Below are 12767 nucleotides of genomic sequence, written 5' to 3'. Positions count from 1 at the left end.
CCCGAAATATAGTTGTTGATGGTTCCTGCTGTAAGGCCTTTGTCATTTTTAAGATGAAGTATATATTGTTGGATGTCACTAATCGTAATGTCTTCCATGCGCTTATGCCTTTCGATTTGGATAAAATCCATAAATGCATAGATCCTGCGCAAATATGATTCCTTTGACGATTCGGGAGCTCCTTTGAGTTCAAAGTATAGTTCAATATCTTTTTTATAATTGTCCATGCAATGGCCTCCTGATTTTAGATTCTTAAATGACAACCTTTAGTATCATCAGGAGGTAAGGAGGAGGTCTAGTTGCTTGGATGATTGTTTGTACCTTTATGTGTGAATGTTTCTTTAGAAATGTTATAATCATAAGAGAAAAGTATGTTCCTTTTTGGTTTGTTGGTTTTGGCGAATTAACAATACCACATAAAGGGCATACTTTTCTATTTTAATTTATTCTTTTAAAATGCTTTTTTAAAGCCATTGCGAAGCGATTTCGTTCTTCCTTTGTGTCAACAAAAACATGGTAGAGTTTGAAAAAAGGGGTGCGTGAATAAATGCCCAGGAAGTCAAGAGTGAAGAGTGTAACAGGGCTCTACCATGTATAGACTGATCCCTTTAGCTGGTAATTGATAAAGCAAAGGCACTCCTCTTATTATATAACGAGTGCCTTTAAAACATCCTGATGCATCCGATTATCTGAATGTCAAAACACCCTGGTAACAGCAAGCTGGCGACTGTTCGGCTTCGACCCCGGCCCGGCGGACGGTGACTTCGGCCCCCGCACCCGCCGGGCAGTTGAGCAGCTGCAGCAATGCTGCGGGCTTAAGCCTGACGGCGTGGCCGGCCCGCGGACCCTGGCGGCGCTGGCCCTGCTGCTCCCACCAGCCTCAGCCGGGCTGCCGTCTCAGCCCCCATTTTGCTGAAAAAGAATTCGCTTGCCGCTGGTGCGGGTAAACCCTGCCTGGTTCAACTGCTGGAGCAGCTGCGGGAACAGCTGGGCGATAAGCCGGTGGTGATCACGTCCGCTTACCGCTGCGTTGCGCACAATCGTGCAGTGGGCGGAGCAAGGCAAAGCCAGCACCTGCCGGGCAATGCGGCGGATATCACGGTAACTGGTGCAGCCCCGGGTGAATGGCAGCCGCTGCTGAAAAGACAGGCTTTACCGGGGTGGGGAAGTATGCCGGTTTTACGCATGTTGATGTGCGGGCCGGGGGGTAAGGCGCGTTGGGTGGGGTGATTTAGAGCCAACAGTTAAATGGGGTATGAGTCGACTATACTGTGCACAGATTGTCGGATGGATAATTACATCCTTTGATAATATTGATATTGAAAGGAGTTTGTTTGATGGATTCTTTAAGTAGTATGAATAATGCATTGGCATACATTGAAGAGCATTTAACTGAGGATATCGATTATAGTAAAATTTCTAAAATTGCTTACTGCTCAGAGTATCATTTTAAAAGGATGTTTTCATTTTTATCAGGAATTGGTTTATCAGAATATATACGAAGAAGAAGACTAACGCTGGCTGCCCTTGATTTAAAAGATACAAATTTGAGAATAATCGATGTTGCTGTCAAATATGGTTATGATTCAGCTGATTCATTCTCCCGTGCTTTTCATTCTATGCATGGTATTCTTCCTTCTGAAGCAAGAAGTGAGAATACACAGTTAAAAGCTTATCCTAGAATGACCTTTCAATTATCAATTAAAGGAGTATGCGAAATGAATTATCGTATTGTTGAGAAAGGACCTTTTAAGTTAGTAGGATTTAAGAAGAAAGTTCCAATTGTTTTTGAAGGTGTCAATCCAGAGATTGCAAAAATGACTAAACTATTAACCCCTGAGATTATTAAAGAATTTAAAACACTTTCAAATGTAGAACCAACAGGGATTATTAGTGCATCTATTAACTTCTCAGAAGGAAGAATGGAAGAAAAGGGTGAGCTGGAGCATTACATCGGTGTAGCAACTTCAAGTGATGAAACAGCAGAATTTGATGTATTGAAAATAGAAGCCAGCACCTGGGCAGTTTTCGAATCCATTGGACCATTCCCGGAAACACTTCAAAATGTATGGGGAAGGATATACTCAGAGTGGTTTCCATCATCAGGATATGAGGCAGCCCCAGGCCCAGAAATTTTGTGGAACGAGAGTCCAGACACTGGAAATCCGAAGTATCGAAGTGAAATCTGGATTCCAGTGAAGAAGAAATAACGTTTAGTATATCAATGAGCATAATTAAGGGCACTTCTAATTAGGGTGCTCTTTCCGTAAACAATACGAACGAGGGTGGATAGTTTTACGTCTACCAAAAACATTCATGACCTGCATATATGGAGCATTTCCAGCGGCATCCCAGCACTGACTATGCACGCCATTGTAGATCCCGGGGGTTAACTTATTTTTAACCAGCCGGGATAGGCCATAAACTTTTCACAGGCAGTTACCAATTAAACGGGTTAACTGCCTTTTTTTGTTCGCAACTCCTTGTATTAACATTACATGCCAACTTGGGCAGGATTAACTAATCAAAGAGGGAATTGTACAAATTATATTTCCGCTAAAAGAGGTGTTTAAAATGGAATACAGTGATGTATTAAAACATCTTTCACCCTGTGGCCTTGATTGTGTGAGATGTGCAGATTATGAACAAGGGGAAATAAAACAATTAAGTTCAAGGCTTATTCAACTACTTGGTAATTATAAGCCAGTAGCAAAAATGAAAACAGAAAAACAACCGATTTTTAACGATTACCCCCAATTCAATGAAATCCTAAAATCCTTTGCCAATGGAATATGCAGTGGGTGTAGAGGTGAAAATGTGCAATGTCCGATAACGACTTGTGCCGCTAAAACCTGTCATAAAGACAAATCTGTTGATTTTTGCTTTCAATGTGCTGAATATCCTTGTGATAAGCAGTTTACAGGCCGTTTAAGAGACCGCTGGAGATATATTAATGACCGCATGAAAGAAATTGGCGTAGTCGAATATTATTACGAGCAGGTTAAGTTACCTAGATATTAAATGTAAAATACCCCCGCATTTTTCATTTGCCAAACAGCAAGCTTACAGGCGGCCGGGGTCTTGTCCAACTGCAGCGCAGCCTGATGAATCTTAGTTTTTTCACGGTTACCGGCACCGCCAGCCGGAGCAATTTAGTATCGGTCCAGGAGTTTTTCCTCCGGCGCTGCCGGCGGATGCCGTTTAATGCTTAGCAATAGGAACTTGACAAACATTATTGACATATATTACAATAACCAAAACTCTTTGCACTGCATATTAATTTACAGTACAAACTGAGCAGGCGAGGGACCTTACTAAAGGTTCCTGGGGCTGGGCCGTAAACTTTCGGCAGCAAATGGGGTATTTAACACATTTGTGGGACAGTAGTATGTTCCATAGATGTGTTTTTTTATACTAATATTGGATACATACACTGTATAGTGTATACAAAATTGGTTTTATGAGGCCCAAGTGGAGGTAACATATATGACCGAATCAAAAACGCCCTTAAAGGGCTTAACCAGCGAGGAAGCCCGAAAGCGTCAGGAACAATACGGCAAAAACGAACTGACCCCCATGAAAAAAGAAAGCTTTTTCCGCAAAGTGCTGCACATCATTAGCGAGCCAATGTTTTCGCTGCTTATCGTGGCAGCGGTTATTTATTTCATTCTTGGGGAACCGCGTGACGGGGCAATTATGCTGGTTTTTGTGATCGTTGTCATCAGTATTGATATGATCCAGGAATGGAAAACCGACAAATCGTTAAATGCTCTTAAAGACTTATCTGCGCCGCATAGCCAGGTCATCCGGGACGGCAAAGAAATGGTTATTGCCAGTATTGATTTGGTGCCCGGCGACCTGATGCTGATTTCCGAAGGGGTAAAAATTCCGGCTGATGGCGAGATAGTAAAAGCAAGCGACCTGTGTGTGGATGAATCCTCTTTAACCGGTGAATCGGAAGGGGTTTGGAAGACGACCGTGGAAAATGCGGAACCCTCCGCCGATTACTGGCGCAAGGATTACTGTTACGCCGGAACTTTAGTTACTCAAGGCAGCGCCCATGTGCTCGTGGATAAAATTGGAGCTGCTACAGAATATGGAAAAATCGGGGCCGATATAGCATCCGCGCCGGAGTCCCCCACGCCGCTGCAAAAACAAACCGGGAATCTTGTTAAGCTTAGTGCCGGTATCGCCGCTGTTTTGTTTGCCGCAGTAGTATTTGTTACCTGGTTCAATATTCCCGACCACCCATTTCGCGCCCGGCTGATCGAAAGCGTTCTCTCTGGTATTACCCTTGCTATGGCGATGATCCCGGAAGAATTCCCGGTTATTTTAACCGTTTTCCTATCCATGGGGGCATGGCGGCTTGCCAAACAGCATTCTTTGGTGCGCAAGCTGCCTTCCGTAGAAACCTTGGGGGCTGTTTCCGTACTTTGTGTGGATAAAACAGGGACCATCACCATGAACCAAATGACGGTCCGTGATACCTGGGCGGTAGATAATGATTATATGAAGCTTTGCGAAACTATGGGGCTGGGCTGTGAAACCGATACCTATGACCCTATGGAAAAAGCCATGCTTAACTATTGTGAGAAGTTAGGCCTGAACAAAGGGCATCTATTTGGCGGTGAATTAATTACCGAATACGCTTTTACCAATGAATTGAAAATGATGGGGCATGTTTGGAGGCATGAGGACGAAATTATCATTGCGGCCAAAGGTTCTCCGGAACGAATCCTGGCTATCTGCCGCTTGAATGATATCCAGCGCCGGGAAGCCGAAGCTAAGCTTATGGAGATGTCGGTACAAGGCCTTCGAGTCATTGCCGTTGGAGTTATGAAACCAACTAGTAGGGACGATATCCCTGCTGAGCTTACCGATTGCGCGCTTACTCTCTGCGGTTTAATCGGGCTTGCCGATCCTCCCAGGGAATCTGTCAAAGAAGACATTAAGCAGTGCACGAAAGCCGGCGTTCGTGTGGTTATGATAACCGGGGACAATGGTATTACCGCCAGCAGCATCGCCAAGCAGATTGGCATGCCAAACAGCGATAGTATCATCACCGGTGACGAGCTTAACGACATGACCGATGAAGAATTACAGGAGCGGGTCAAAGAGGTCAGTATTTTTTCCCGCGTGGTGCCCGAGCATAAAATGCGTATCGTCAAGGCATTTAAAGCGAACGGGGAAATCGTGGCCATGACGGGTGACGGTGTCAATGATGCGCCGGCCTTGAAATACGCGGACATCGGCATTGCCATGGGCAAGCGTGGTTCGGAGGTATCACGCGAAGCAGCCGACCTTATTTTACTGGACGACAACTTTTCAACTATTGTGCGCACCATCCGGGATGGGCGGCGTATATACGATAATATCCGCAAAGCGGTTGGTTATGTGTTCACCATTCACATACCCATTGCTTTTTCTTCCTTGCTGGCGCCAATCCTGGGCGTATACCCGGCCAATTTGTTCTTACTTCCTTTGCACGTGGTGTTGCTGGAACTGGTTATTGACCCTACTTGTTCCATAGTGCTGGAACGTCAGCCGGCGGAAGCTGATATTATGGAAAGAAAGCCCCGTAATCCGGGGGAAAATATTCTAAACGCGAGGACTTTAATTAAGAGTGGTTTGCAGGGTATCATGATTTTTGCAGCGTCTTTCGGTACTTACTATTTAATTCTTTCCCGCAATCCTGCCGATGCGCCCCTGGCCCGCACCATGGGCCTGGTTATTATTATTCTTGCCAACCTTTTCCTGGTACAGGTCAACAGCTCTAACCATGACTTTGTGGTGCAGTCTGTAAAACGGCTTGCTAAGGATAAGGTGATGTGGGCGGTTAATATTGGGACGGTTGTTGGTACGCTGTTGCTCTTATATACACCGGTGCATCAATTTTTCAAGTTTGCGCCTCTTACTATTGAACAATTTTTTACGGCTCTGGGCATCGCGGCGGTATCTGTTTTTTGGTATGAGCTTGTCAAGCTTGCCAAAAAGCTGGCCAAAAAAAATTATAAAGAGGCCTATCAAACGGGCACCCTCAAAAGTCGTTAGAAGCAGGCTTGCGATATATTCATTTAAAAAAGGAAGTCTTGATTATGCAATGTCCTAATTGTCAACTGTCATAAAATATTAAATGTTGATAATCAAGTTGCCCATTCTATTGATGAGATTTAACTAGTAAATAGTGATGAAGTATTATTTTTTAGCCAAATCACCAGTTCATCTTTTGATAATCTACCAGATGCTAGATCCATCATCATTTTGAAAGTATCCTTTTCGCATGCGGTAATTTCGAAGCCGTTTCTTTGGAGAAAAACATCCATAGCCACAAGCGCAATTCTTTTATTTCCATCTATAAATGGGTGGTTATTGCATGAATGATACCCGTACGCTGCCGCCATTTTTAATAAATTATCATGTAGATATTTACCATCAAATGTCGCTTTGGGTTGCTGTAAAGCGGAATCAAGCAGATTTTCATCTCGAACTCCGTAAGAGCCGCCGTAGATTTGAATGAGTTGTTCATGAAATAAAAGAATTAAATCTTTAGGTAAAAATATTACACTTGTCATTTTGCTAGCGATTTCAAAGTATTTTTAAATTTATTATTCGTATTTTCAAAGCTGGAAACCCATTTTTCAAACTCGGGGTCGTAAGGTGTTAATGTTATTCCATAGCTGTTCTCCACGACGTATAATTCTTTTCCTTCTTTAAGATTGTATTTATCCATTAGATCCCTGGTGATTGTAAATCCGAAGCTATTACCTATTTTTCTTAGCTTTACCGTTCTCATAAGCGTCACCTCAATGATATTATAACATTTGTATTACATCGTATTCAAGGCTAAACAAAAACACAAGGGGACGGTTCTTTTGTGTCAATAAGAAAAAACATAGTAGAGTTTGAAAAAAAGGGTGCGTGAATAAATACCCAGGAAGTCACAGTTAAATGGGTATTTCATACTTTGATTATGCCGTGTAAGCAAGGCTCCATTATTACTACGGTTGTTTGAGGCAGTTTTCTTGCTTGCTGATTTCAGGAAAAGCATAAAATAGGCGGTGAATATATGGAGATTAGGGAATACAGCAAAGCCGATGAATCTTTACTTTTTGACTTACTTGTCGATGAGGGAGATGAGTGGAGTGATTACCATGGGGTAGCCGGCCGTGATAAGTACATTAAAGCACTTGAATCGAGCATAACTTATATAGCTTGCGATGAAACTCTTGTGTGCGGTTATGCGCGCTGTCGGGATTTCATATGGGTATTTACAATAAGCTGTTAACTCAAGCCAATTCTTCTCCCAAGAACGAATTATAATGGGATGTCTTTTACCCCAGTTTTCTTTGAATATTTCAAAGGCTAACTCGGCCTCTTCCAGGGTTAACGCCTGATATACTTGCTTAAGATCTGCCATTAACTCTTTTTGTTCTTATCTATTATTATTGCTTACCATTTTCAACACCCTTTCATGATTTTATTTTATATCACGATTCGGTGTCCCTCAAAGTGGGAATAAGTCAGGATAATTCTACTGTGTCGACTGTTTTTTACAAAATAATTCTAATAGTGAAACATTTCGACTATATATTGCAAATTTTATCATAGGTAATATAATTAATTAACGTTAATTATTAAAGGAGGTAGCCACAATGAACGCCGTACCCGTATTAGAATCAAATTATTCTTATACCCGGGCGCAAGCCATCGAGGATGGTGAGCAAGTAGAGGCGGGAAACATGGCCAAGGAAGCTGGGTTTAAATACCCTGTATACTTTACACGGGCAGTATGGCAAGAGTATATAGTAGCACCTGAAGGACTAGAAGGCCAGGACACAGCAGAACGCCTGTGGGATACTCTTTGTGCGTTGCGCACCAGCATTAAACAAGCCAGCGGAGTTACTCCATTATATTTTATGGTGCCATATCAATTACCCAGTGAAACGCGGTTGAGAGGTTATGAGGCTATAAAATACGCTAAGAAGCACAACCTTACATTATGTAAATATAATGACCCAATAGTATCGGCGCGCGCAGGTTTAACCTTAGAGGAGGCCGATACCATTGACAAGTACTTAATTTATGTAGATAGGGAACCGGCAGAGAAGCCGCAGTTTGAAACCAAAGAAATACAATTGGTTGCTGTGGCGGGGCCAAACGATATAAACGACCCGCGCCCAGCACTAACAGTTATGCTAGTTGGTAAAGACTGAGCCAGGAGACGGCAGAAAAGGAAGGTAATTTATTAATAGGTGTAAACACCTTGCCCAATAATTTACCATATGCTTGGAACGGGCGCACAGAGGCCCGTTCCAAGCCAACAACCGCAAAAATCAAGGAAATATTGGCTTATTAATGTTTTTTATATGCGCGTATCTCTTTTCAATAACATTTACCTCCTTTAACTAACTTTGAATATCTTTAATTATCTTTGTTTTTCTTAGTTTTCACTTTTTATTCGGACGAAAAGAGGTATGTCCATAACTTTGTGTAATTGAATTATTTAGCTATAATTTGCGTAGGCTTATAATAGCTCTTACCTGCAGAGAGGATAGGACAATGCTAGGGAGCAACCCGATCACTCTGCAGGATTCTGCCGGAAATAGCTGAGGATATTATTCCCAGCTTTCTTTGCTTAGCCCCATACCACCGTCCCTAGCTGCAATCCCAACAGGTTGTATTGATGCTTTTGTTTGGTTTACGTTTTATGCATGGGTAATTAGCAAAAGATAGTAAAATCTTGCTTCATCTTTTTTGGCTCACAGCCATCCCTGCAAAATAGATTCTGTATCCCGACCATCAAGACCATAATACCGTACCCCAACTTCATACGCTGTGTGAAAATCCTTGGTATTCTTGATTTTTTAAACTACAGCGGTCTGCTCTTTTAAAATATTTCGTTCAGTATTTTTTCCGCTTCTTCCCTGGTTTTTCCCTTGGCCATTATTCTTTCGATCATCTGTTCTACTATCGCTTCGACCATCTTTTGTTCCGGATCCTCGCTTTTTGCCATTTGTGGCAGCTCCTTTTTCTTTATTAATATGTTATTGCAGACTTTTCCTTTCCAGCAGCGGCAGTCCGTGGTCATATTATAACCTCCCCAGGTCGTATTCCACATAGCAATCTTCACAATACTGGTAGTCATCAACGGCCCTTCTCAAGCTATTTTCGGTTTCAATCTTGCCGCAAAGGGGGCATTCCCCGGAATTGCTATAGTTACGGGCTTCGTTAATATTATTAAGTAATTCCCACCAACCATTTCTTTGTTCTAAATCACTTGTTGTCCATATGTTCGGATTATCTTGATTAGCATAGGCTTTGTATTTCCTTATAAATTTTTTCAAGGCAGCATTTTTCTTTCCGGGGCCGTTCAAGTACACCGGGTCTATTATAATTGAGTAAAACTTTCTTTGAGGATTCCGGAGCTTCCTAACGTCATCTTCCATCGTTTTCAAATGGTCCAGCTTTTCTTGAATGCTTTCTACCATACGGTTCATCTCGCCGGCTACCGGGCCATCATCTCCACCGTTTAATAGAATATAATCATAATCAGGCATGATTTCTTCGATATTATTAATTAACTTGATAATGTCTATATGGGTGAATATTACTTCCCTGGTTTCCCGGCTGTCGGATGTAATTGCCTTATAATCTGCTAAAATCCCGTTATATTGATGATATATGGATTCAAATTCGTAGAATAATGCAATATAGTCATCCCAATAAGCGTCATACGGCGGTTCCTATATAGCCCCCTAATAGATTTGGAGAAAGTACGTGTTCTTGCAATACCGTCCCCTTGTGTCAAGATGTGCCCTCTGAAACGGATTTCATTTGGATTTTCTTCTCTTTAAGAATGAGGAAAAAGATGCCCAGTAAAAAAACACCGATCAAGATCAGGTAGTGACCTATATCGGGAATAAAGTAGCGCAGGTCCCCACCTTTATAAGCCATACCACGTAAAAATTTTAAGTGTATGGTCAAAGGAATGACCTTGTTGATCCATTGTAGAATTTCAGGGAGTAATACAACCGGGACTTGACCACCACTAAGCAGGAAGGATGGAAGCATAAGCACTACAATTCTAGCTTTTGCAAGGATAGTATTTGGTGCAGTCCAGCCGATCAGCATGGCCAGTAAACCCGAGCTGATAGTATATAAAAAAAAGGGAACGAATATTTGCAACCAATTGGCCTCAAAGCGAAGACTACCAAATTGTTTAAGCACCCCCATCACTAAATAGGTTGAGACACAGGCGATCAGCGCATAGGGTAGTACGCGCCAAATAATGCCGAGCGGTTGCTGTAATTCCTCCTGTAAACGACCTTCCTGGCGCAGACGGGGAACGATGGATAAAGTATATAAAGCAAATAGAGCAACCATCACTACATTAATAAACAGAATAACAGGGCCCATAATTGTACTATTGGTAGGGTTATACAAGGTGCGTTGCTCCAGGGCTATTGGCAAAGGAGTGCCTTTGACTGCATTTTCAGCAGCAATCACTTCGCTGACCCCGGTGCGAATACTGCCGGCACTGGAGGACAGCGTCATATCTAAATACAAGCCTGTATTTATGGTTTTACCCTGCAGGTAAGCTGCTTCCAAGCCTGCCGGGAGGTATAAAACTCCGGAATATTTTTCATTGTACAGCAGTAGATCAGCTTCTATATAGTTGTCATAAACACCAGCAACCTGGACATATTGGGATGAATCCAACTTATTAATCAATTGCCGGCTATAGGTACTGTGATCAAGGTCAATCACTGCCAGGGGGGCTTCGTTTACGGTACTGTTTTTATATATATAACCAAAACAGGCTGCAATAACTAAAGGAACAATCAGCATTACAACAATAAATTTACCCTGGGTAATGTGTCTCCATTCATCAATGACTGTTTGCACCAGTCTTCACCTCCACCGACATTCCAGGAAGAAGCTCTGGTGTACGTTGCACATCAATGCGCACCAGGAACAAACTTACATCGGCTTGCCCTTTATCCCGGCTCATTCTCATATTAGCGTATTGAGGGGCTGCAGTAACATAGCGTACCTTACCCTCCACATTCTTTTTTAAGGCCACTACATAACCGGACACTTTTCCACTGGGTTTGAACTTAGAGATTTGTGTTTCATCTACATAGATGTCGTAGTATAGCTGGTCGGATTCAATAGTCACCACTGTTGCCCCTGAGCCTATATTTTCACCAATTTTGGGGACTATGCGGGTCACTTTACCGTCGGCCGGTGCTTGCAATATCATACGTTGTTTTTGCACCGCTAAGGATTGCAGTTGAACTTCCATGGTGGCCTTTTGTTTTTCCGCCAGTTCCACGTTGTAAACATTGTTTTGAATTTCCGTATTAAGCTTATTAAGGCCGGCCTGTTGCTGGGCTAACGCATTTTTGGCCGTCTCCAGCTGATTACTCATCGTATCAAGCTCTGCTTGGGCAACCGCTTGAGCATCAAATAACGCCTTTTTACGATCATAATTTTTCTGGGCCAGGTCCAAGGCCTGTTGGGCTGCCTCTACGGCTAAGGCCTGGCGTTCCACATCTTCCTTGCGATCCCCTAAAGCTTTGGCTTGTTGTATCTTGACTTCTTGTTGTTGAATGTCGGTCTTTAGTTTAGCCATTTGCAAGTCAATATCCGTGGGGTCAAGTGTCATCAGCACATCCCCCTGCCTAACTTGTTGTTCTTCAGTTACTTGAATAGATGTAACTTTGCCGCCCACCCCTTGGAAGGAGACGTTCAAGGTATCGGCAGCCAATAGACTGCTTTTCTTAGTGCTGGCAATGGTTACCGCATCTTTACCGTCCAGCGTCATAAATATGCCACCGGTAATGAAGGCAGCGATTAAAAGCATCAGGGGTATTAATTTTTTTTGCATAAGTGTTGGTCACTCCTTATATCTACTATGACTTGAAGGTATTTGGGAAGCCTGTAACAGTTAATGGCCCTAAAAAAGTGATTTTCAATAAAACCAATGCCATATCCCGCGGAGACTCCTTCAGGCCACTTTCCAACCAGTATTGGATAACCCCCAGGTACGCTGAACTAATATAGGCAAGCAAACATTCTTGCGGGACCATCATTTGTTCTTTATGGAATTTTTCCTCTATCTTTACCAGCATATTTTTTCTCAGGCTCTCTTTCATCCTTATTTGAAAGGAGGGATCGCCATTTGGTCCTAGCATGACTTTCATAAAGGAAGCGTTCTCCAATATGTAATCAAATAGCTTTACCACAAAGGGAGGTGGTTCATATTTTGAGTAGTAATTCAATGTTTCCTCTAGATTTAGTTGCCGTTCAATCTTTAAAATGTCATTGATTTCGTTAATAATTTGCTCTTCACATTGCTCCAATAGATCTTGTTTGTCTTTATAATGCAAGTAAAATGTTCCCCGGTTAATATCTGCTTTTGTAGTCAGTTCCTTGACAGTAATTCCCTCAAACCCTTTTTCTTCCATCAATTCCGTAAAAACATTTCTGATCAAACGTTTCGTTCGAATAACTCGTTTATCCATTGTGTTATCTACCATACGCAAACAACCTCTGCTAATATACTCACTTAATAAACAGAGTGTTCATTAATTGTCCATGATTATATTACATGTAAAACCAGTTTTATGCAATAAAAACACAAGGGGACGGTTCCTTTGTGTCAACAAAGGAACATGGTAGAGTTTGAAAAAAGGGTGCGTGAATAAATGCCCAGGAGCTCAAGAGTGAAGAGTGTAACAGGGCTCTACCATGTAAAGACTGAT

The 12767-nt window shown here is 42.3% G+C and carries 16 protein-coding genes, 1 pseudogene and 1 riboswitch; of the genes and pseudogenes, 8 read left to right on the top strand and 9 right to left on the bottom strand.

What is annotated here, in order from left to right:
• On the bottom strand, positions 1-227 hold a 227-nt coding region (locus tag SPSYN_RS14585; protein WP_161823211.1), incomplete at its 3' end, for a phage integrase N-terminal SAM-like domain-containing protein.
• 452 nt (positions 228-679) lie between these two features.
• Between SPSYN_RS14585 and SPSYN_RS14580 the strand changes: the two genes are divergently transcribed.
• The 6 genes from SPSYN_RS14580 (at position 680) to SPSYN_RS14560 (ending at position 6051) form a co-directional block, all read left to right on the top strand.
• Positions 680-916 (top strand): peptidoglycan-binding protein, encoded by a 237-nt coding sequence (locus SPSYN_RS14580; protein WP_202623854.1) that lies wholly within the window; start codon positions 680-682, stop codon positions 914-916.
• Positions 910-1230: a D-Ala-D-Ala carboxypeptidase family metallohydrolase gene (locus SPSYN_RS14575; protein WP_243153072.1), complete on the top strand. Its 321-nt coding sequence runs from the start codon at positions 910-912 to the stop codon at positions 1228-1230. Before SPSYN_RS14580 ends, SPSYN_RS14575 begins: the two co-directional genes overlap by 7 nt.
• A gap of 107 nt (positions 1231-1337) precedes the next feature.
• Positions 1338-2210 carry an AraC family transcriptional regulator gene (locus SPSYN_RS14570; RefSeq protein ID WP_161823210.1) on the top strand — a complete coding sequence of 291 codons (873 nt, stop codon included), beginning with the start codon at positions 1338-1340 and terminating at the stop codon, positions 2208-2210.
• Between the two features lie 75 nt (positions 2211-2285).
• Positions 2286-2393 (top strand): hypothetical protein, encoded by a 108-nt coding sequence (locus SPSYN_RS16525; protein WP_480936037.1) that lies wholly within the window; start codon positions 2286-2288, stop codon positions 2391-2393.
• A gap of 181 nt (positions 2394-2574) precedes the next feature.
• Complete coding sequence (locus SPSYN_RS14565; protein WP_161823209.1) at positions 2575-3021, top strand: DUF3795 domain-containing protein; 447 nt, start codon at positions 2575-2577, stop codon at positions 3019-3021.
• Between the two features lie 262 nt (positions 3022-3283).
• A riboswitch (NiCo riboswitch) is annotated at positions 3284-3386 on the top strand.
• A 100-nt stretch (positions 3387-3486) separates the two neighbouring features.
• Positions 3487-6051, top strand: a complete 2565-nt coding sequence (locus tag SPSYN_RS14560; protein ID WP_161823208.1) for a cation-translocating P-type ATPase — start codon at positions 3487-3489, stop codon at positions 6049-6051.
• A 119-nt stretch (positions 6052-6170) separates the two neighbouring features.
• On the opposite strand, the gene SPSYN_RS14555 is transcribed toward SPSYN_RS14560, so the two are convergent.
• Together SPSYN_RS14555 and SPSYN_RS14550 are read right to left on the bottom strand one after the other, a co-directional pair.
• On the bottom strand, positions 6171-6572 hold the full coding sequence (locus SPSYN_RS14555; protein WP_161823207.1) for a type II toxin-antitoxin system death-on-curing family toxin: 402 nt from the start codon (positions 6570-6572) through the stop codon (positions 6171-6173).
• Complete coding sequence (locus SPSYN_RS14550; protein WP_161823206.1) at positions 6569-6793, bottom strand: AbrB/MazE/SpoVT family DNA-binding domain-containing protein; 225 nt, start codon at positions 6791-6793, stop codon at positions 6569-6571. Before SPSYN_RS14550 ends, SPSYN_RS14555 begins: the two co-directional genes overlap by 4 nt.
• A gap of 273 nt (positions 6794-7066) precedes the next feature.
• Here SPSYN_RS14550 and SPSYN_RS14545 point away from each other — a divergent pair, with 273 nt between their 5' ends.
• The gene (locus SPSYN_RS14545; RefSeq protein ID WP_161823205.1) at positions 7067-7285 is read left to right on the top strand and encodes a hypothetical protein; all 219 of its coding nucleotides are present in this window, start codon (positions 7067-7069) and stop codon (positions 7283-7285) included.
• Here SPSYN_RS14545 and SPSYN_RS14540 read toward each other — a convergent pair.
• A pseudogene (locus SPSYN_RS14540) lies at positions 7253-7432 on the bottom strand (transposase); the annotation flags it as partial. The gene SPSYN_RS14545 and the pseudogene SPSYN_RS14540 sit on opposite strands and share 33 nt — an antisense overlap.
• Positions 7433-7652: 220 nt before the next feature.
• Here SPSYN_RS14540 and SPSYN_RS15815 point away from each other — a divergent pair.
• The gene (locus SPSYN_RS15815) at positions 7653-8213 is read left to right on the top strand and encodes a DUF6573 family protein (protein ID WP_202623852.1); all 561 of its coding nucleotides are present in this window, start codon (positions 7653-7655) and stop codon (positions 8211-8213) included.
• A gap of 674 nt (positions 8214-8887) precedes the next feature.
• Here SPSYN_RS15815 and SPSYN_RS16280 read toward each other — a convergent pair.
• From SPSYN_RS16280 to SPSYN_RS14520, 5 genes are all read right to left on the bottom strand, one after another.
• The gene (locus SPSYN_RS16280) at positions 8888-9013 is read right to left on the bottom strand and encodes a hypothetical protein (protein ID WP_279279317.1); all 126 of its coding nucleotides are present in this window, start codon (positions 9011-9013) and stop codon (positions 8888-8890) included.
• A 76-nt stretch (positions 9014-9089) separates the two neighbouring features.
• Positions 9090-9557 (bottom strand): hypothetical protein, encoded by a 468-nt coding sequence (locus SPSYN_RS14535; RefSeq protein WP_161823204.1) that lies wholly within the window; start codon positions 9555-9557, stop codon positions 9090-9092.
• 247 nt (positions 9558-9804) lie between these two features.
• Positions 9805-10905 (bottom strand): ABC transporter permease, encoded by a 1101-nt coding sequence (locus SPSYN_RS14530; protein WP_161823203.1) that lies wholly within the window; start codon positions 10903-10905, stop codon positions 9805-9807.
• Complete coding sequence (locus SPSYN_RS14525) at positions 10889-11890, bottom strand: HlyD family secretion protein (protein WP_161823202.1); 1002 nt, start codon at positions 11888-11890, stop codon at positions 10889-10891. The genes SPSYN_RS14530 and SPSYN_RS14525 overlap by 17 nt, the downstream gene beginning before the upstream one ends.
• Before the next feature lie 25 nt (positions 11891-11915).
• Entirely contained in the window at positions 11916-12542 is a 627-nt protein-coding gene (locus tag SPSYN_RS14520) for a TetR/AcrR family transcriptional regulator (RefSeq protein WP_161823201.1), read from the bottom strand.
• Positions 12543-12767 lie beyond the last annotated feature (225 nt).

This window comes from Sporotomaculum syntrophicum (assembly GCF_009932395.1).
GTDB lineage: Bacteria > Bacillota > Desulfotomaculia > Desulfotomaculales > Desulfallaceae > Sporotomaculum > Sporotomaculum syntrophicum.
The sequence above is the reverse complement of the archived record's forward strand: the minus strand, read 5'-3'. Positions and strand labels throughout refer to the sequence as shown.

Coding starts and splice junctions, on each gene's coding strand:
- SPSYN_RS14570 (WP_161823210.1), top strand. CDS start 1,338: ATGGATTCTTTAAGTAGTATGAATAATGCATTGGCATACATTGAAGAG.
- SPSYN_RS14565 (WP_161823209.1), top strand. CDS start 2,575: ATGGAATACAGTGATGTATTAAAACATCTTTCACCCTGTGGCCTTGAT.
- SPSYN_RS14560 (WP_161823208.1), top strand. CDS start 3,487: ATGACCGAATCAAAAACGCCCTTAAAGGGCTTAACCAGCGAGGAAGCC.
- SPSYN_RS14555 (WP_161823207.1), bottom strand. CDS start 6,572: ATGACAAGTGTAATATTTTTACCTAAAGATTTAATTCTTTTATTTCAT.
- SPSYN_RS14550 (WP_161823206.1), bottom strand. CDS start 6,793: ATGAGAACGGTAAAGCTAAGAAAAATAGGTAATAGCTTCGGATTTACA.
- SPSYN_RS14545 (WP_161823205.1), top strand. CDS start 7,067: ATGGAGATTAGGGAATACAGCAAAGCCGATGAATCTTTACTTTTTGAC.
- SPSYN_RS15815 (WP_202623852.1), top strand. CDS start 7,653: ATGAACGCCGTACCCGTATTAGAATCAAATTATTCTTATACCCGGGCG.
- SPSYN_RS16280 (WP_279279317.1), bottom strand. CDS start 9,013: ATGGCAAAAAGCGAGGATCCGGAACAAAAGATGGTCGAAGCGATAGTA.
- SPSYN_RS14535 (WP_161823204.1), bottom strand. CDS start 9,557: ATGCCTGATTATGATTATATTCTATTAAACGGTGGAGATGATGGCCCG.
- SPSYN_RS14525 (WP_161823202.1), bottom strand. CDS start 11,890: ATGCAAAAAAAATTAATACCCCTGATGCTTTTAATCGCTGCCTTCATT.
- SPSYN_RS14520 (WP_161823201.1), bottom strand. CDS start 12,542: ATGGTAGATAACACAATGGATAAACGAGTTATTCGAACGAAACGTTTG.